Source organism: Formosa bonchosmolovskayae, assembly GCF_051016085.1.
Lineage (GTDB): Bacteria > Bacteroidota > Bacteroidia > Flavobacteriales > Flavobacteriaceae > Formosa.
Genome location: NZ_CP174605.1, coordinates 3554132 through 3574385, shown reverse-complemented (window position 1 = coordinate 3574385; position 20254 = coordinate 3554132). Strand labels below are relative to the sequence as shown.

General features: G+C 34.7%; 19 protein-coding genes. 14 read left to right on the top strand and 5 right to left on the bottom strand.

Annotated elements, in window-relative coordinates; all coding sequences use genetic code 11:
- Positions 1-79 precede the first annotated feature (79 nt).
- Positions 80-532 (bottom strand): ferritin-like domain-containing protein, encoded by a 453-nt coding sequence (locus ACKC83_RS15435; RefSeq protein WP_414034758.1) that lies wholly within the window; start codon positions 530-532, stop codon positions 80-82.
- A 364-nt stretch (positions 533-896) separates the two neighbouring features.
- Between ACKC83_RS15435 and ACKC83_RS15430 the strand changes: the two genes are divergently transcribed.
- The 8 genes from ACKC83_RS15430 (at position 897) to ACKC83_RS15395 (ending at position 8464) form a co-directional block, all read left to right on the top strand.
- A complete protein-coding gene (locus ACKC83_RS15430; protein WP_434036198.1) occupies positions 897-1415 on the top strand; it encodes a DUF421 domain-containing protein in 519 nt (172 codons plus the stop codon).
- The gene (locus ACKC83_RS15425) at positions 1408-1974 is read left to right on the top strand and encodes a hypothetical protein (protein WP_414034756.1); all 567 of its coding nucleotides are present in this window, start codon (positions 1408-1410) and stop codon (positions 1972-1974) included. Before ACKC83_RS15430 ends, ACKC83_RS15425 begins: the two co-directional genes overlap by 8 nt.
- Before the next feature lie 741 nt (positions 1975-2715).
- The gene (locus ACKC83_RS15420; protein WP_038531666.1) at positions 2716-3090 is read left to right on the top strand and encodes a cupin domain-containing protein; all 375 of its coding nucleotides are present in this window, start codon (positions 2716-2718) and stop codon (positions 3088-3090) included.
- Positions 3091-3477: 387 nt separating this feature from the next.
- A complete protein-coding gene (locus ACKC83_RS15415) occupies positions 3478-3966 on the top strand; it encodes a c-type cytochrome (protein ID WP_434036197.1) in 489 nt (162 codons plus the stop codon).
- Between the two features lie 347 nt (positions 3967-4313).
- Positions 4314-4910, top strand: a complete 597-nt coding sequence (locus tag ACKC83_RS15410) for a TetR/AcrR family transcriptional regulator (RefSeq protein WP_414034754.1) — start codon at positions 4314-4316, stop codon at positions 4908-4910.
- A 4-nt stretch (positions 4911-4914) separates the two neighbouring features.
- Entirely contained in the window at positions 4915-6333 is a 1419-nt protein-coding gene (locus ACKC83_RS15405) for a TolC family protein (protein WP_434036196.1), read from the top strand.
- A 4-nt stretch (positions 6334-6337) separates the two neighbouring features.
- Complete coding sequence (locus ACKC83_RS15400; RefSeq protein WP_434036195.1) at positions 6338-7291, top strand: HlyD family secretion protein; 954 nt, start codon at positions 6338-6340, stop codon at positions 7289-7291.
- A 9-nt stretch (positions 7292-7300) separates the two neighbouring features.
- On the top strand, positions 7301-8464 hold the full coding sequence (locus ACKC83_RS15395; protein ID WP_434036194.1) for an ABC transporter permease: 1164 nt from the start codon (positions 7301-7303) through the stop codon (positions 8462-8464).
- A gap of 92 nt (positions 8465-8556) precedes the next feature.
- Here ACKC83_RS15395 and ACKC83_RS15390 read toward each other — a convergent pair whose 3' ends face one another.
- Together ACKC83_RS15390 and ACKC83_RS15385 are read right to left on the bottom strand one after the other, a co-directional pair.
- Positions 8557-9264 (bottom strand): PRC-barrel domain-containing protein, encoded by a 708-nt coding sequence (locus ACKC83_RS15390; protein ID WP_434036193.1) that lies wholly within the window; start codon positions 9262-9264, stop codon positions 8557-8559.
- Positions 9265-9275: 11 nt separating this feature from the next.
- Positions 9276-9938 (bottom strand): hypothetical protein, encoded by a 663-nt coding sequence (locus tag ACKC83_RS15385; protein ID WP_434036192.1) that lies wholly within the window; start codon positions 9936-9938, stop codon positions 9276-9278.
- Between the two features lie 267 nt (positions 9939-10205).
- Here ACKC83_RS15385 and ACKC83_RS15380 point away from each other — a divergent pair, with 267 nt between their 5' ends.
- Positions 10206-11291 carry an endonuclease/exonuclease/phosphatase family protein gene (locus ACKC83_RS15380; RefSeq protein WP_434036191.1) on the top strand — a complete coding sequence of 362 codons (1086 nt, stop codon included), beginning with the start codon at positions 10206-10208 and terminating at the stop codon, positions 11289-11291.
- A gap of 109 nt (positions 11292-11400) precedes the next feature.
- Here ACKC83_RS15380 and ACKC83_RS15375 read toward each other — a convergent pair whose 3' ends face one another.
- Both ACKC83_RS15375 and ACKC83_RS15370 read right to left on the bottom strand, forming a co-directional pair.
- Positions 11401-11550, bottom strand: coding sequence for a hypothetical protein (locus ACKC83_RS15375; RefSeq protein ID WP_414034747.1), 150 nt, complete (start codon positions 11548-11550; stop codon positions 11401-11403).
- 238 nt (positions 11551-11788) lie between these two features.
- Positions 11789-14167: a prolyl oligopeptidase family serine peptidase gene (locus ACKC83_RS15370; protein ID WP_434036190.1), complete on the bottom strand. Its 2379-nt coding sequence runs from the start codon at positions 14165-14167 to the stop codon at positions 11789-11791.
- Positions 14168-14380: 213 nt separating this feature from the next.
- Here ACKC83_RS15370 and ACKC83_RS15365 point away from each other — a divergent pair, with 213 nt between their 5' ends.
- The 5 genes from ACKC83_RS15365 (at position 14381) to ACKC83_RS15345 (ending at position 20155) form a co-directional block, all read left to right on the top strand.
- Entirely contained in the window at positions 14381-15490 is a 1110-nt protein-coding gene (locus ACKC83_RS15365; protein ID WP_434036189.1) for a sensor histidine kinase, read from the top strand.
- Positions 15487-16203 carry a LytR/AlgR family response regulator transcription factor gene (locus tag ACKC83_RS15360; protein WP_434036188.1) on the top strand — a complete coding sequence of 239 codons (717 nt, stop codon included), beginning with the start codon at positions 15487-15489 and terminating at the stop codon, positions 16201-16203. Before ACKC83_RS15365 ends, ACKC83_RS15360 begins: the two co-directional genes overlap by 4 nt.
- Positions 16204-16447: 244 nt before the next feature.
- On the top strand, positions 16448-17635 hold the full coding sequence (locus ACKC83_RS15355; protein WP_434036187.1) for a DUF1566 domain-containing protein: 1188 nt from the start codon (positions 16448-16450) through the stop codon (positions 17633-17635).
- Positions 17636-17776: 141 nt separating this feature from the next.
- On the top strand, positions 17777-19015 hold the full coding sequence (locus tag ACKC83_RS15350) for a DUF1566 domain-containing protein (protein WP_434036186.1): 1239 nt from the start codon (positions 17777-17779) through the stop codon (positions 19013-19015).
- Positions 19016-19120: 105 nt separating this feature from the next.
- Positions 19121-20155 (top strand): arylsulfotransferase family protein, encoded by a 1035-nt coding sequence (locus ACKC83_RS15345; protein WP_434036185.1) that lies wholly within the window; start codon positions 19121-19123, stop codon positions 20153-20155.
- The last annotated feature ends 99 nt before the right edge of the window (positions 20156-20254 follow it).

The following is a 20254-nucleotide window of genomic DNA, read 5'->3' as shown; positions in this document are numbered from 1 at the left end:
TTATTTTAAAAAAAGTTTAGACTGTACACCGTACAGTCTAAACTCTTAATAACTAACCGCTATGGTTTTTAACTGGTATTTAGTGAATATCTTCTAAATAATCTGCTTTTTTACTACTCATTTCAATTGCATTCTTTTGTTTTAGAAGCACGTTTTTAACAGCAGGATTTAGTTCGTAATTGTTAATTATGTCTTCGTAATCTTTAACGGCAGCTTGTTCTCCTGTTCTAACTTCTTCTAACATAGATTCGTCGTTATCGAAAGAGAAAAATGCTTTAGTATCTATCCAAGCACGGTGTAAAGTACCGGCTACACTTCCGTCATCTTCGGTAACATTCATTCCTTGAGCGCGGAGTGTGCTGGTTAATTCGTTAATATAGCCACTTCTTTCTAACGCCTTCTGATTGAAAAACTTTTTCAGTCTCGGATTGTCTACATGTTCTCCAACTTTTTTAAATCCTTTTTCTGCATCGTATGCTTTTTCTACAAGATCGTTTAATTTGTTTTCTGTATTTTCATTAAATGGTTTCATAATTTTTATTTTTTAGATTAAGTGTTTAATGTGGATTAAACATCTGTTTGTTTTTGTAAAATTAGTAAGGTGTTTAGCATTAAAATGATGCAAACGATATTGTTGTGTGCTGTATTGAAAATGAGTTTGGAATCGCTTGATTTTACTGGCTTTTGTTTGATTTGTAATATGTTAAGAATTTGTTATAGTAAATTATCAGTAGATTTCGCTACAGCACTTAATTAATAAGGTGAAGTATTTTGTATCCGATTAATACATTTTGTCAGTCAGGGTTTAGGTTTGCCTAATTGAGTTAAAAATTTTTATTTTTTGAATTAATAGGTATGGTGGATTCACTATAATTTTAGTGTTAAATAAAACGACTATGACACTTACAGAAGCAGTATTACTTATTTTATCGGTATTAGGGATTTTTACTATAATTATTGTCTTAACGCGTGTTTTCGGACTCCGGACATTTGCCAAAATGTCGAGTTTTGATTTTGCATCTACGGTGGCTATTGGTTCTGTTTTGGCCTCAATAATTTTAAACAGCGACTATTCTATTGTAAAAGGAGGCATTGCCTTGGCGACTATTATAGGTTTTCAGACGGTGTTTGCTTTTTTGGTTAGAAAAAGTGAGTTCTTCCGGAAAATATTTACCAATAAACCGCAGATCATTATGTGGAATGGTAAAATTTTACATGAAAAGCTTAAATCGTGTAATGTGAGCGAGGACAATCTTATTGCAAAACTAAGAGAAGCTAATGTGCACGATTTTGATGAAGTTAAAGCCGTTATTTTTGAAAGTACTGGCGATATTTCAGTGATACATAATAGTGAGAAAAAAGGAGTGGATTATCGTATCCTTAATGATGTAAAGACAGACTATCTGCATGTTTAAATTTCTTCGTAATAACAAGAACGCCATGTATGGTGGCTTGTTAGCATCGGTATTTACAGGAATAGGCATATTCTTTTTAGGTAATGTTTCAGGCTACGAAGCCAAACATTTATTAAAAGTATCTTTAAATAGTTTAAATATGCTGTGTAACACTATTGTGTTAGCTTCGGCAACAATTCTGGCGCTTTTATTAACCTTATTAAGTGTTAGTGACGACTCTAAGACGGCTTTAAAAAAGAAACATTATCAGCAAGTTTTAAGCATCGCAAAATTTGATGTGATCTTATTCATTTCGGCATTAATTTTATTTCAATTCTTTAATATTCCCATTGCCGAATCGGAAAATGTTCCAACATCTTGGTTTAAGATTATTTATTGGACCACTTTAGCGTCTACATCGATTATTAGCGGTATGATGATTACTGTAATACTAATGCTATATAATGCAGTTACTAATTTAATCGCTATTATCGGTCTTGGAGACGAAGAACATCCTTTATTGTCTAAAGAAGATGCCGATGACAAAATTGAAGAGGAAAAAGATAAAATGAAATCATAACCATTTACTTCATCTTTATATAAAGTATAATAATCTAATTTGTTTAAAAATTTTCAATTAAACCATATAATTGACAAATAATTTAACACGCTTAACTGTCTTTTTTCTTAGAAAGCTTCACAATAAGCCATATAAAGCCCACGATAAAATGAAGAATTACCACGCCAGCGATAATATAAATCATAGTGTTTGAATCTCCTCTCATTTAAAATTGATTTTTAGGTATCTCAAATAAAAGTAATATTTAAATAATATATTAATTGTGACGTTTGTTACACTTCAACTTCCACCACGTTTTTATCATTGTTGAGTAAGTGATTAATTCACATCTGCTATTTTACAGAAAACATGATTTGTACTTTACACAGCGCGTTCTGATTTATAACGGATAATGACATTCTAGGAGCAGACCAGAAAACGTTTAATATTTAGAAATTGAAATTGAGTATTCCGCGTTAAGAGACGCTGGAGTTCTAGAATGAACACTTTTAAATATTAGGCTTAGTTTTTAGAGAATATGACTTTAGGCTACGCAATAACTGATAAAAGTCATAGGTTTTTGAAATATAAATTATCGAATCTCATAATTTTTATGATAAGGGGCTTTCGGGCAAAAGGAAGGTTAAAAATGACTACAAAAGTCTTAAAATTTTCAGTTCTTACTTCGCTAAGAATAAGAAATTAATTATCTTGCTTCAATCATTACAATAAAACAATTTATAAAGCAAAATATTAAAAAAAATGAAAAGATTTAGCGAAAAGTACATCGTAACAAAAGATATGGAATGGGAAGTTCTTGGAGGAGGAGTTTCAAGAAAATTCTTAGGATACGATAACCAAATCATGATGGTAAGCGTGAAATTTGATAAAGGAGCATTAGGAGCACCACATCAACATTTCCATACTCAAGCTACCTATGTTGTTTCAGGTAAATTTGAATTTGAAATTGATGGCGTAAAGCAAATCGTAGAAGCTGGAGATGGTGTATACATCGAACCAAACTTATTACATAGTGCAGTGTGTTTAGAAGAAGGTCAATTAATTGATACATTTAGCCCTGTAAGAGAAGATTTCTTAACTGGTGAAGGTCCATCTTATTTCGCAGATAAAGACTAATACTCTAGAGTTAAAAACTTAAAGTTATAGCACTTTTTTACGCTGATAATTTTAGTTAAAATTTTAGTAGAATAATAAACTAGTATCAAAAAATGCATAGTGTTCCATATACCTCTTGTAGGTTTTGGATGCTATGCATTTTTTTATGTTCTAATGGGATTTTGTAGTCATAAAAGACTCGTGTGCAAACGCTATAGTGCATAGGCTAACATATAGGTATATACCAAGTGCTTTTATGTAACATATTGGAAAACATTTACTACAACAGAAAATATATTTACGAGATAAAAAATACATTTCACTGTAAACCATAAAGTTTCACAAGTGTGACATTGGTCATTTTTTATGTAAACTATTGCTTGTACTTTCAGATAAAATTATTTTCTCATGAAAAATTTTATAGGCTGTGTTGCTCTAGCAATAGTTTTGGTGTCTTGTAATGGCACTAAGAAAAGCGATATCAAATATGCAGAGGTAGAAGAGGTGGAAACACAAGCTCATCCCGGTAAGAAATTAATGGAAACCTTGTGTTATTCATGCCATGGTTTATCGGAAACTGAAAATAATAGGATTGGTCCGCCTATGATTGCCATAAAAAAAAGATACTTAAATGGGAATATGTCAAAAGAAGCATTTATTGAATCCATGCAGGTTTGGATTAAGAATCCGAATGAAAATAACGTAAAAATGTATGGTGCCGTAAACCAATTCGGACTCATGCCTAAACTTGCCTATCCAGAAACATCTATTGCGCAAATTGCCGAGTATATGTACGATTTTAAGATAGAACAACCTGATTGGTTCGAAGCGCATTATCAGCAACAAAGCGGACAAAGACGCAGTATGAATTCTAAACAATTTCAAAATCAAAAATGACACACCAAATACTATTATAAAGCGTCTAATTTAGGATACATTCCCCGATTCTTTTTAAGTTAAAAGTTGGTGGTATACGTGTTGTTTTAAAGTACCTGCCTATAATAATCATGTTTTCAATAAGTAATGATGAAATTTATTAGTAAATCTAACCGCTTCGTAGGTTAAATGTTATCAGTCACCTAAAAAAAATAATTACGGTTTAAGAATCTAACTGAGTGCAATTAGTAGTAATTTGTGCATACTAATAGCCTTGGTGTTCAGTTTTTTAGATTCAGTACATCTATAAGGTAAAATACTTTAATAAATTTGAATGAACGTTCATTCAAATTTATTAACTTTGCATTATGGAAAACGAAATAATATCTTCTAGAAAAGCAAAAATGGCAGAAAAGCATAGTGCTATTTTGCAAGCGGCTCTCGAGCAAATAACGATGTATGGTTTTCATGGCACCAGTATAAAAATGATTGCCGCTTCGGCTCAAGTTTCGGCAGGTAGTATTTATAATCATTTTGAAAATAAAGAGGAGGTTATAAAAGAGCTATACCTACACATTGGAGCAGAAATCAATGCACTTATAAAATCTACCCACAACAGTAATATTTCATTTAAGGAGGATTTTTTTAATATTTGGAAAGCCATTTTACATTTATATATAAACGATCCTAATAAACCGGAATTTATTACTCAATTTACGTATTCCCCTTATATTATTTCACAAGCAGACACGCAATCCGATGTGTTGCTAGAACCTATTTTAGAAATTTTTACAAAAGCAAAAGCAGAAGGCATCATAAAAAATATTCCGAACAGTGCATTAGTCGCTTTATCTCACAGTCCGATTACTTCACTAGTAAAAATGGCGAATTACGGAAAGTTAACCATTTCAGATACAGAAATAGAAACCTATGCACAAGCTTGTTGGGATGCCATTAAATTATAATACGATGAAAAATAAATTACATACGTTAGTGTTTGTGAGTCTGTTCGGGTTGCCTTTACTGTCCAGCGCGCAAACCGAAAACGATTCATTGAGTTTAAAATCGCTAGTCTATAAGGCGATGGGAAAAAATGTAGGCTTAAAAAATGCGCAACTCGAAATTCAGATAAGTGAGAAAACAAAATCGCAAATCAATAATACGTTTCTACCCACTTTAGAAGCCGATGGAAAATTTGCTTATACAGCAGGGAAATTTAATATAGATACGGAGTCGGCAAGTCTGGAATTTCCAGGTATTTCACTTCCTACAAGTATTCCTTCACTGCCCGTATTTACTATTCCTAGTTTTCCAATTACCATTCCTGCGTTAGATCAAACCTTAGATTTTGATGGGAATTTGTGGATTGCTGGAATAACAGCGAAGTGGACTATTTTCACAGGGTTCAAGGCAAGTAATTTGTCTAAGGCCATGACTCATAAAATTGAGGCTCAAAAACATATGTTTACGCAAGAAGAAGCTGATTTAATTAGTGAAATAGCGGCCCTTTATGATAAAATTGCCTTGTTAGCACAGACCAAGAAAGTGCTGGATATACAATCTAAAAGGCTAGAGCAAGAAAGTGAAAGAGCTACCAAAGCATTAGGTTTGGGACTCATTACAAAACATGAATATCAGAAAATAGAGATAGCACAATTAAATATAGCTTCTAAAATATTAGAGTATGAAGGCGCCAAAGACTTATTGTATTTAAAACTTCATCAATTAACAGGTGTAGAAATCACCGAGCTTAAAACGATTAAAGTGGATATAGATATCCGCTTAGAAAGTGAAGTCGCCGATAAATCTTATTTAGACCGTCCGGAATTACTAGCTTTAGACGAATCCATATTAGCGACGCAATATAAGTACAAATCTGAAATTAATGGATATCTTCCAAAAGTACAGGCTTTTGCTTCGCATCAATACATAGGTTTAACCAATGGAGAAACTGCGGGTTTAGGTTTTAATGAAATTAGCGGGTATCCGTTAAATATGGTAGGTGTAGGCATGAAATGGGATATTTTTGATGGTTTTCATACCCGTGACGAGCGTCAGAAAATTAAGATGGAAGTAGAGCAAACTCAGAATAGGAAAGAAGAGGTTAGGGAGTTACTCGAATTGAATTATAGAAATAGCGTGTCTCAATATTCTAACCTTTCTGCTCAAGCAAAACTAAAAGAAAAGCAAATGGAAACGGCACAAGAATCTATGGAAATTAGTTATAAAGAATATAAAAACGGATTGGTTGATGTGTCGGATTATTTAGAATCTCAATCGGATTATATGACTACGACTTTAGAATATTATACCACGGTTTGCGACCAAAGAAATAGCGCATTAGAATTACTAAAAGCTACGGGTAGCTTACATATTGACAAACTTTAATTTTATGAAATCAAGAAACATTTTTATTACAGGCTTTGCTATTGTTTCATTAGTGGCTTGTAATTCGTCTACAAAACTGGAAAGCGTAAAAGGTAAAGCAAAACGTAACGCCCTTACTGTGGTAAGCAAATATCCTGGACGCATATTAGAACATTATGTCGAAGAGGGCGCTCAAGTAAATAAAGGCGATACTTTAGCTTTGTTAGAAGTACCCGAAGTAGAAGCAAAGCGTCAACAAGCACAGGGTGCATTAGATGCTGCTAGAGCGCAGTATGATTTGGCTTTAAACGGTGCATCTTCAGATCAGCTAGCTCAAATTAGTGCCAAACTAGATGCGGTAACCGAGCAATACGAATTTGCTGAAAAATCCTATAACCGTGTAAACGCCATGTATCAAGATAGTTTGGTATCCGATCAAAATCACGATGAAGTGTATATGAAATATCAAGGAGCCAAAGCGCAATATGTTGGTGTAAAAGCCAAATACGACGAGGTTAAAAAAGGAGTACGAAACGAAAAAATAGAAATGGCACTAGGAAGTTATGAGCGTGCTCAAGGCGCCTTGCAGGAAGCCAATGTAGCCTATAACGAACGTTATATTATAGCGCCTCAAAATATGACTATAGAGACCATTGCTCTAAAGGATGGTGAGTTGGCGCTACCAGGTTATGGTATTTTCACGGGATATCAAATAAACAGTACATTTTTTAGGTTTACTGTGCCAGAGAGTAAAATTAATAATTATAAAATAGGAGAGACATATACTGTTAATTCTCCTTTTACAGATACCTCGTACAAAGGAAAATTAGTATCTATTAAACAATTAACACGTTATGCCGATATTACCTCTGCATTTCCAGATTACGAATTGGGCGAAGCTACTTACGAACTTAAAATTGTTCCTGAAGGCACATCTGCTAACGATTTGTATGCGAACATTACAGTGATTTTACCGTAAACAACAGATATGAAAAATTGGATTTCATTACTTAAAAGAGAGTTCCGTTTGTTTTCGAGCAACTCGGTAATCATGGCCATATTTTTGGGTGCGCCTTTAGCATATGGATTATTATTTGGTGCCGTTTACAAAAAAGGGAAAGTCGATAATTTACCCATTTTGGTGATCGATTTGGACAATACACCCATGAGTCATAATCTAATAGATATGTTAGACGACAATGAAGTGGTTACACCAAACGTGGTCTACAATCAAAATAATATTCGTCATTTAATTATCGAAACGGAGTATAGCTCTATCATTACCATACCTGAACATTTTGAAGCCGATATCATTCAAAAACGTCATCCAGAAGTTCAAGTTGAAGTGAATACAGCCAATATTCTTACTGCCAATTATGCCTCTAAAGCCATACAAATTGTCTTAGGATCTCTTAATGCCGGAATTGAAATAGAAGGTTTAAAAAAACAAGGCGTGCCAGCGATTACCGCTAGTAGTCAGTATGAATCTTTTAATGTGAGTTACGTTAAATTCTTTAACGCCTCAGCTAATTATATGGAATTTTTATGGCCAGGAATGATTGGTGTTATTGTACAACAAGTGTTTATGTTGGCCTTAGCCTTAAGTTTTGCTCGGGAATTTGAAGAGTGCACATTTTTTACTGAATTTATGCCAAAGGCAAAAAATGTGGTGAATGCCATGTTTTTAAAAACCATTCCGTTTTGGCTTATGGGGATTGTTATTTTGGCACTTATTCGTGGTATGTTTACGTTGTTCCGTATTCCTTTTGATATTAATCCAGTGGCGGCAGTTGCTTTAATAACAGCACTGGTGGTTTCGGTAAGTTTCTTAGGTGTCTTGTTTAGTGTGGCTATTCCTAGTCAGTTAAAAGCGACCGAAGTCTTAATGGTTATAGCTACACCTAGTTTTGTGGTGAGCGGATTCACATGGCCGTTAAGTCAGATGCCAGGCTATGTGGTTGCCTTTGCTAAAACAATTCCTTTAACTCATTTTTTAGAGGGCTTAAGAAAGCTTATGTTGTACCACGCAAATCTAACCGATTTAATGCCTCAAATAAAAGCAATGATGATTCTTGCCGCTGTGTTCGCAGGGTTATCGTTTATATTGTTGGAAATTAAAATAAGAAGACAGAACAAGAGGGTGGCCTTGTAATAGAATGTAATCGAATTTTAGCACATCAAACGCATATAAAAAGGCTCATTCTAAATTATAGAATGAGCCTTTTATTGGTATTATAGTTAAAATCATCTTTTTGAGCCTCTGCTCTTAAACGGATTGTTTTCAAATTCGTGTCTATTGTAAAAACTTTCTTCGTTATATGGGTCGTTGTCTAATTCTTTAGAGTCTGTATCGTTGTCTTCAACTTTTGTAAAATAAGACGTTCCTATATTATGGAAATTTCTTATTTCTTCACGTACAATTTCTCTAATGCGTGCTTCTTCAACTATGGTTGTATCTTCTAAAGTTTCTGTGCTTTTAGGACTTAATTCATCTTTCAGATTCTGACGCACAAGGTTACGTTCGTAAGAATCCAGTACTTGAACTTCGTAGGCTCTATTTATATTTTCGCCTTTGCGGTAACGTTTGGTACTAGAGAACGTTCTGTGATTAACGGTATGCGTATACACGTGTTTTACATCAGAATTAATATCGATTAGTCCGATTGGGATTATGATATGATTTTCTCCATCCTTATTAATAAATTCTCTAAGATCTTTATTTCCGGAAGCGCTGTAGGGATCGTGTTTAGAGTCTATTAAAGACTGATCTACTTCTACGTCGATATAAACCACACGTTGCGCATCTTTATTTACTAAAAGGTTATCTACTTTACCAATAACGCGATTATCGGCATCAATTACATTCCAACCTCTAATATCGGCATAGCCTTCAGATATTTTATAATCCGATAATTCGTTTAAATCGTATAAGTGCTTTTCGTCTGTTTTCATAATAAGTTTTTTTAAGATTGAATATTGATAAGTATATCATGCGCTTGTTTAAAATACGCTTCAATATTTTTTTGTTGCTCAGACCATGCCATGCTTGTACTTAGTGCATTGGAGGTTTCTTTAAGTTTAGACATATCTTCTTTTAACTCAGGAGCATGATTGGTTTGAATGTCTTCAATAACGGTTGTAATATCCGAGCTCATGGTGTTAAAATCTAAGGTCTCAACCTTTGTCATATCTACATCGTTAGTGCTAGAAGTTGTATGTTTTTGTAATTGAGATTCCAAATTCTTTAGAGCATCCGAATCGTAAATATTAGATTCTTCTGCTTTGGATGCTGTAGCATAGGCTAAGTTATATAAGGCTTTACGCGTTTGTACAGAATCTGTTCCAATGGCTGTCGAACCATCTAGATTTTCTTGTAATTGTACTAAATACGTAGAACTCGATTCGTAGCTCACCATAGTTTCTTGAGTTGTAGTTGCTGGATATGCCGACTCGTTTTCGTTATTTCGTATAATGGTATCTGTACTATTATACGTATTAGTATCGTTAGGATACACGTCTTCGTGGTTGGGAGTATAGACTACATACATTATAATTCCCAGAATAATTAGGATGACTAAGATCCACGGCCAAATTGGCTTTTTCTTTTCTATTTTAATTTCTGCCATTTTAATTGTTTTTATTGTACTTCGGATTTTTAATTAATTCCTTTATACAGAGTTACAGGATAAAATTACTCCTGAATAGTGGTATCCGATTGCTCAATCCATATTATAGTTAACTTTAAAAATTTTTACACTTTTGATTTTAAAATTATTCCGTTTGTATTTATTAATTTAGTCTCGGATTGATTACCTTATAATTATAATTATAATAGCTAGTAAATTTTAAATTTAGACCTTAGACTTTAATTAAAACCACGACGAATCCCAACCATGATATTAGCCTTTTATATTTTTTCAGGAATATGTATTTTTGCCTCTCTTTTGCCTTTATTACCCTTTCAGCATTGGATGTTTCGGGTATGGGAATTTGGAAGAATACAATTAATGATTATTCAGCTATTAACGCTTGGTATTGGAGCGTTATGTATCGCAGAAAAAGACACGTTGTTTATAATTACCACCCTTGTATTATTATCGGTAATAATTCATAACCTAATCATCTTAATTCCTTACACATCGCTGTATGGTAAAAAACAAGTAAACAATATTCCTAAAGAGACGCAATCGGTTTCTATTATCTCGGTTAACGTTTATCAGTTTAATGAACGCTACGAAGAATTGTTACAATTGGTGAAAGAAGTCAAGCCAGATATCTTACTAACGATGGAATCTAATCAGGCCTGGGAAGATGCATTGGAAGCTATAGAAGACGATTATCCAAACTATAAAAAAATAGCTTTAGAGAATACATATGGAATGCATTTTTACACCAAGCTACCCGTAAAATCAGTTAAAATACATCATTTTATTTCGGATGATTTACCAAGTATCGAAGCGCGTATATGCTTAGAAAATGATGAGCAATTTACTTTTTTCGGAATTCATCCGCCACCACCAAGTCCAACCGAAGAAGATACCTCTAAAGAACGCGATGGCGAGTTACTGGCTCTAGGAAAAAGAATTTTAGATACCGAAGGACCTGTAATTGTAGTAGGCGATTTTAATAATGTTGCTTGGGCAAAATCATCTATTTTATTTAGAAAAACCTCTAAGTTAATAGATCCTAGAATTGGACGCGGATTTGTCTCTACATATCATGCGAAATATAAATTGCTTAGATTTCCTATAGATTTGTGTTTTCATTCACCACATATAGTCATTCAAGATTTTAACACATTAAGATATGTTGGTAGTGATCATTTGCCTTTGTTTTGTAGTTTCTTTATAAGTAAAAAGGACAATGTGCTTAAAGAAGATTTAGATACTCTTAATGAAGAAGAAGAGGAAGAAGTTGAAGAGATGATTGAAAAAGGAGAAGAAGAGAAAGGTGATCGTCCAGAAGTGGCTACCGAATAGTAAAAATTATAATCAAACACTAAACAAGACCAAGATTAATCCCATAAAAAAAGGGTGTTATAGATTTACTATATCACCCTTTGCTATTAATTATAAAGTGTAGTTTAAATTATTTTACTACATCCTCTACATTTTCTTCTGGTTTATCTTTTATAAAGGTGTAAGCTAAGTATCCTAGCTGTAAGGCTACAAAGACAATTTTAGCTTTTTTACTAGTCATTAATGCAGATGCGGCTCCTAATAGTGTACTTGGTTTCATAAGTATAATGTTTTTATTATTAATTAACTATTTGTTCGATAACTAAAGTAAAGCATTTCTTAAGGTTGGTTTAACCGAAAGAATTTCATTTTTAGCTCGTTTAGAAGCAAGGCATTTTGACCTTGACCGTCTTGATTGCAAAATCAATTAACAATTTCATTATAATTTAAATCTCTTTAACTCTATATTTCTGACACCTTGAAGTGTCTATTTTTACGCACCTATTTGCATATGTGCTTTAATCTTTAATTTGAAGTAAACTTTTATTAAATAACGTAAATATTCTGTTATACTCATCGGTCCAACTGCTAGGCTCAACAAAACCATGTCGTTCTACAGGATATACAGCCATTTCCCAATTTGTTTTTCCTAGTTCAATAAGGCGTTGAGAAACACGAACCATATCTTGAAAATGCACATTATCGTCTACCATACCATGAAGAATAAGTAAATCGCCTTTTAATCCGTCGGCAAAGTAAATGGGAGAACTTCTTCGGTAAGCCAAACTATCGGTTACCGGTGTATTTAAAATACGCGCGGTGTAGCCATGGTTATATGCCGCCCAATCTCCAACCGAACGAATGGCGGCTCCAGCGGCAAAAGTATCAGCTTCGTTAAACATACCCATTAAGGTTATAAAGCCACCGTACGAACCACCGTAAATACCAACTTTGTCTTTATCAATGCCTAATTCTTTTACTAAATATGCCGCACCATCTACCTGATCGCTTAAATCTTTTCCGCCCATATGTCGGTAAATTCCCGTGCGCCATGCGCTACCATAACCTGCGCTACCACGATAATCTATATCTAGAACAGTGTATCCATTATCTACTAATAAATTATGAAACATATATTCGCGATAGTACACGCTCCACCACTGATGTGCGTTTTGAAGGTACCCTGCGCCATGAACAAAAATAACAGCAGCTTTGTTTTTTACCTTGGCATCCGGGTTGTAAAGTCTGGCGTGTACTTCGGCGCCATCGGTAGCGGTAAATGTAATAACCTTTGGTGCTCTCCATGCGTATGCGTTAAAAGCGTCGGTTGTAGAGTTGGTGATTTGTATCGCTTTTGTATTGGTGGTGCTGAATAACGGATTAGGCTTCAAGAATAATTCCGTTGGCACATTAGAATAAGAGTACAAAATGGCCATTTGTGTTTCGTCGGGAGATAAGGTAACGGCATTGCCTCCAACCTTATCCGTAAGTTGTTTTAATTTTCCGCCATTAATGCGCATGCTGTAAAACTGACGGTCGCCAGGATGATTCTTATTGGCAGTAAAATACCAATGCTTCTTATCGTTTGAAATAAACGGATCGTAAATTTCGAAATTTCCAGAAGTCAGCGCTTTTGCCTTCTTAGACGATGTGTTTAGAGAATATAAATGAGAATATCCGCTAACTTCCGATTGAAACCAAATGCTTTTCTGGTCTGGCATCCATCCCAATTCGCTACTACCGTATCCACCTATCCCTGGGCCTGCAATCCAAGCTTCATTATGTTGGTGATTTAAGTTGGTAATTGTTCCATCTTCAGCATTTAATAACACTATCCAGCGGTCTTTATAATCGTTTGCATTAATGTTTAAAATCGCTTTGCTACCATCTGTGTTCCAAACTGGACCACTAATGTAGCCAATTCTATTGTCGTTTTTATAGTCTTTATCTGGATACTCTTTTGTGTATTCAGGAATGTAATCTAAACCTTCCAAATTATCTAAAACGACAGGGTAGGTTTTTCTGTTCGCAATATCGTATACATGTAATTCGTAAGTGTCTGGAGCGTCGCCAACTTTAGAACGTGTTTTCTGATCTTCGGTATAACCAGATTCGGTGACATAATGAGGGGTAATAGTTCCTTTGTTCTTTTCTCTTTTTATGGTTAAGTAAGTCACGTAATTTTCGTTCGGACTTAACTGTAAATTTGAAATAGATTTGCCGTCGGTGTAAATGGGAAGTGGTTTCTTTAGATCGGCTTTGTCGTATAAGAGATCCTGTTGGTCTTGTTTTGCTTTACGCGTTTTTAAGACATCGAATAATCCCAACTGATCTTGATATAACCATTCATCTTTTTCACTACGGTGCTCTTCTTTATCCTTAGTACTGGTAAAGTTTGTAATTTGTTTGGTGACGCCAGTATGCAAATCCCAAGTATAGATATTGTTATTTAAAACATAAGCAACATGTTCTTCGTTATTTGTAAAATGCGGTTGACTTTCGTACGCTTGTGTGTTGGTTATTTGAGTGATTTTTTTTGATGGGATATCCATCAAAAAGACATCGCCATGCTTACTGTATATTTTCTTAGATTTTGTAGTATTATATGTGGCGCGAGAAGACGGGATATTATAAGCATCTTCAAAAGAAACCTTTTTTATTTCTTTAGTAGTGGTATGATATGTATACAGCGAATCGCTAAATGCTTGTTCTGGATTCCAGTTAAAGTAAATGGTATTGCTGTTTTCAGACCAATGCACATTAGACGGTAGATGACCGATAAAATCATCGCCTTGCATAATTTGTTTTATGCTAAGTGCAGATGCATTATTGTCTTGTGCTTTAGTCACGAAAAAATTGGCTAGAAGCAATAAGCTTAAGAGTATTTTTTTAGGCATGTAAGTGGGTTGTATTTAGTGAGAATCCAAATATAAGGATTTGTTATAACGATAAGAGGGCGGATATAAAATTATGCGAACTCCGAGTTTAAATTGGTGTTTTACAATTTTTCATTGATTCAAAACCACTTTCTATTGATAATATTTGAATTCTATAAATAGAAATGTCACCTTTGATTTATTACCAATTGGTTTTAGCATAAACGGGTTTAAATGAATAAAACAATCTTAAATACACAACGGTCTCGATTTTTCGAGTCTACTTTTATCTTTCTGTTTTGGATATTATTGTTCGTTTTACCGCTATTTTATCAGTGGATTAATAGCCATACCATCCGGTGGAATGTCATCTTTAATGTTTGGATAGATTACTTACCACTATTACTTATTTTTTGCATTAACAGATTTATCTTAACACCTTTTTTACTTTTCAGAAATAAGAAAATTCTATATGTTACTTCTGTAATTGTTGTTATTGCACTTACCGTAATGGGGTCTATGTCGCTTAGAAGCAACATGCCATCTCAGAATAGAAATCAGTCGCAAAAGCATGTCGGACTTCAATTTCCAAATTCAAACAAAGTAGGAAAGCCACAAGGTGGTTTAGAACGGCAAGCAGGAGCAGGAACGTATCCGCCGTATATCAATTTAATTTTGTTATCTATCTTATTGGTTGGTTTTGATACGGGAATGAAACTCTCTGTAAAGTGGGCAGAAACCCAACAGCAAAAAGCAGAAGTCGAAAAAGAAAATATTAAAAACGAATTGGCTTTTTTACGTAACCAAGTCAGTCCTCATTTTTTAATGAATACGCTTAATAATATTCATGCTTTAGTAGATTTTGATAGCAAGGAAGCCAAAAGCTCCATTGCAAAATTATCTGTTTTAATGCGCCATTTGTTATACGAATCTAACGATAACCCTATAGCATTGTCCAAGGAAATTAAATTTATAGAGAGCTACGTAGAACTTATGAAATTACGTTTTCATGAAGATGTGAAAATTGAATTGAACCTGCCTGAAAATCCGCCAAATATTTCTATTCCAACATTGTTATTTACTAATATTCTTGAAAATGCTTTTAAATACGGTATAAGTTACGAGCAGAAATCTTTTGTACATATTGCACTTTCTATCCACGATAGTGTACTCGAATTTACAATTCGAAACAGTGTTCACGATAAATTTAAGACCACAGAAGCATCCGGAATAGGCATTCAAAATACAGAAAAACGTTTAAAATTATTATATAATAATAACTATACGTTTACATATTCCGAAATTGAAAATGTGTATAATTCAACCATAAAAATACCGATATGATAACGTGCATCGCTGTAGACGACGAGCCTTTGGCGCTTAGACAAATAGTGTCTTTTATAGAGCAAACGCCATTTCTTCAACTTAAAGGAAAATTTACAAATGCATTAGGTGTTAGTGATTTCCTGAAGGCGCATCCAGTAGATTTACTATTTCTGGATATACATATGGCCGATTTAAACGGGGTAGAATTAGCAAAAACCTTAGAGCATCCGCCTCGCATTATTTTCACCACGGCGTATAGCGAATATGCGATAGAAGGCTATAAAGTAAATGCGATAGATTATTTATTGAAACCGATAGAATATGTCGATTTTTTAATGGCTTCTAATAAAGCATTAGAAACTATAACTAAGGAGCGACAGTTTGTAACCGAAGTGAAAAAGAATGACGAGTTCTTATTTATAAAATCGGGACAGCAACATATCCGAATCAATTTTAAAGACATTAAATATATCGAAGCTCAGAAAGAATATGTGTCTATAAACTTAATGAATGGCGAACCGGTTAAAACTTTACTTCGTCTTAAAAACATAGAAGATGTTTTACCTAAGGAACATTTTATGCGTATTCACCGTTCTTTTATCGTGAACCTAAATCATATTGTAACGGTAGAACGCAATAGAATTATTTACAGCAGAAAAGAATTTATTGTGGTTAGCGATACTTATCAGGACGCGTTTAAAACCTTCCTGAATAATAATTTTTTTATTTAAATCTCAATAGACTAAAATTTTAATAAAACCCAAATGCCGTCATGCTGAATAGATGTCATCATTTCATCTTATTGTAAACAGATTAAGTACTGCGCTAGACCTTGATGCTAATTTAAGGTGACCATTATTATACCATCTCGTATTTATAAATTTCGTTGAAGGAAATCCGCCTTCTATTGATTCTCTTCGTTTTTAAAAACATGAATGTAGAACTTTACATACGTTAAATGTTAAGTTTATAGTTATGGAAAAAAGGATAAAAAATACATTGGTGACTTTAGGCATGTGTATGGCGGTTTGGTATTCGGCAGTGGGACAAATAACTTATCCTATTGTAGATACTGGAGTGACTGAATTTTATAGTAATAACAATGTGATATCCGCTCCGCAAAGTGGCGACGAGTTTTACGGTCAAGATGCAAATTATCCAGAGAACCAGCCGTCGTATACAGATAATGGCGATGGCACCATTACCGATAATGTTACAGGTTTAATGTGGGAGAAAGATATGGGCGAAAAAATGTCTTTTGAAGCGTCTTTTGCAAAAGCCCAAAACTCTAATTTAGGTGGACATTCAGACTGGCGAGTGCCAACAATTAAAGAGTTATATTCTCTAATCTTATTTACTGGTCAGGTAAAAGGCGCGAAGTCTGGCAAGTTATTTATAGATACGCATTATTTCAATCAACCTTTAGGAAACACCAATATTGGAGAACGCGAAATAGATGCGCAAACGTGGTCGTCTACAGCATATGTAGGTCTGACTATGAATGGCGACAAAACCATTTTCGGAGTTAATTTTGTGGATGGCCGTATAAAAGGCTATCCGAAATTTAATAAACGAAAAAATAGTGAGAATACCATGTATTTTAGAATGGTTAGAGGAAACACGGATTATGGAAAAAACAACTTTATAGATAATGGCGATGGTACAGTGAGTGATTATGCTACAGGCTTAATGTGGCAAAAATCAGATGATGGTAAAGGTCGTGATTGGGAAGCGTCTTTAGCGTATTCAGAACATTTAGAACTTGCTGGTCATACCGATTGGCGTTTGCCAAATGCCAAAGAATTACAAAGTATAGTAGATTATTCTAGGTCGCCACAAACCACTAATTCTCCGGCTATAAATCCTATATTTTCGACTTCAGAAATTAATGACCCCGAAGGGAACTCTGGGCAATATCCATTCTTTTGGACCAGTACCACGCATTTAGATGGTGTAAATCCAACTTCTAGTGCTGTGTATATTGCCTTTGGCGCAGGACAAGGGAAAATGAGAAATCAGCTTATGGATGTGCACGGTGCAGGATGCCAAAGAAGTGACCCTAAAAGTGGTAGTAAAAATAAATATCCAACGTATTTCGGACCTCAAGGCGATGTGCGTTATGTATACAATTATGTACGAAGCGTACGGACCATCGAGATGTAACTCTATTGACTCTTACTTAAGAAAAAACGGATTAATTCAAAGCATTTTTCATTGATTCAAAGCACGATTCTATAGATAGCGTTTTCATTAAACTTGGGTATTTAAGACCTTTAATTTATCAATACCAAAAAACAAAATAACATGAATTTCAAATATTTAAAAACAACATTAAGTTTACTTGCTGTGTGCTCTATAATGTCTTGTGGAGACGATACTATCGATACTGCTGATAATGGCGAAGACGGCGGAGGAGAAATTGAATTTACAGGATTGAGTTACGAGATTGTAGATACGGGTGTATTAGATTTTTACGATAACGATGCTATAATTTCGGCACCAAGTGTTGGCGATGCTTTTTATGGACAAGATGCTACATATATCGGGAATCAGCCATCGTATACAGATAACGGCGATGGTACAGTAACCGATAATATTACGGGATTAATGTGGCAACAAAATATGGGCGATAAAATGTCGTACGCCGATGCTTTTGCATTAGTTGAAACGTTTAATTTAGGAGGTTATTCAGATTGGAGAATTCCTACAATTAAAGAATTGTATTCGCTATCTAATTTTACTGGTCGTTGTTTCGGAGATGATGCTGTTGATATGTTTATCGATGTCGAATATTTCGACCAGCCTATAGGTGACGAATCTATTGGTGAACGAGAAATTGACGGACAAACATGGTCAATCACAGAATATGTTGGACGCGTAATGAATGGAGATGAAGCTGTTTTTGGGTATAACTTTGTCGACGGACGATTGAAAGGCTATCCTAAATACAGCCCAGCTACTGGAGCACCAAATACCATGTACTTTAGAATGGTAAGAGGAAATACAGCTTATGGAGAAAACAATTTTACATATAATGGTGACGGAACAATTACAGACCACGCTACAGGATTAATGTGGCAACAAGCCGATAATGGTGAAAACTACGACTGGGAACATGCCTTAGCGTATGCAGAATCATTAACGCTTGGAGGTCACAGCGACTGGAGAATGCCAAATGCCAAAGAACTACAAAGTATAGTAGATTATACACGTTCGCCACAAACCACAAACTCTCCTGCGATAGACCCCTTATTTACCTGCACATCAATTTTAGATTATAACGGTAATCCTGGGCAATACGGTTACTATTGGTCAAGTTCTCCTTTGCAAGACGGACCAACGCCTTATACCGATGCGGTCTATTTTTGTTTCGGGGAAGCCGAAGGCTTAATGAACGGTCAGTTATTAGATGTACATGGAGCAGGAGCACAGCGTAACGACCCTAAAGCGGGGAGTACAGATAATTTTCCCGATACCTTTGGTCCGCAAGGCGATATTCGAAAGGTGTATAATTTTATAAGATGTGTGAGAGACGCGAATTAATAGGATGTCAAAACTTGATTTAGTTCAAGAGAATGTTAGTGAGTGATTCAGGAATATATTAACATCAACAGTACTTAATAATAAAACATTTTAAAAATGATACCCATGAAAATCAACTGCTTTAATATATCATTACTACTTGTATTGCTGTTTTCAGTGAGTGCCTGCGAATCGGATGAGGTAGGACCTACAGAAACGGAAACTGATACGGAATCATCATCGAGCATAACAGACGGTTATGTGTTGTATTCTTATATTGGAGACAGTACAACGCATCTTATCGATTCTTTGGGAGTAGATGTTAAAACATGGTCGTCGGCCTACACATCTTCAGGAGGTAGTTATTTGTCGGAAAACAATACTTTATTACATATGGCTAAATCCCCACTTGTAAATAATAGTTCATTCGCTACAGGTGGTTTAGTTGCTGGAAGAATTGAAGAATTAGACGACGACAGTCAAGTGATTTGGTCTATTGAAAAAACTAGCAACGATGCAACGTTTCATCATGACTTTAAACAAATAGATGATACCACTATCATTGCATTAACTTGGCAACTTCGCGAATATAATGAGTCTGATTATTGGAACGAAGTAGTGGTTATAATTGATAAAACGGATAACGCTATACTTTGGGAATGGAGTGCAATGGACGATGGAAACATTGTTCCTAATAACACCAACAAAGCAGACTATTTACATTTTAATTCGGTTGACTATCAAGACGGGAACATTCTTATAAGTTCAAGAGGTCAGAATACACTGTATATTGTTAATAAAGACAATAAAAGCATTACGCAAACTATTACGGCTTCTGGGGCTTTATCGGGACAGCATGATGCGACCTTTTTAGATAATGGAAACCTACTTGTTTTTAATAATGAAGCCGGTACCAATACATCTGCGGTTTTAGAAATCACGCTGTCTGATGAAGTGGTTTGGTCGTATTCAAATACCTTTTATTCCGACCATATATCAGGAGCACAACGATTAGCGTCTGGGCATACCTTAATCTGTTCTGGAGTAGAAGGACGTTTTATAGAGGTTACAGATGCCGACGATGAGGTTTGGGATTTTACGCCAGAAACTACAAATAAAAAGTCTGAAATTTTCAAAGTGCGGAAATATGCTAACTATTAAAAAAGAACTCACGTTCTGTTAAAATAAATCAATCTATTTAATACGCCTTTACGTTATAACTATTATCGGTTATCAACCCTTTTTTTATTAGCTTTTTAT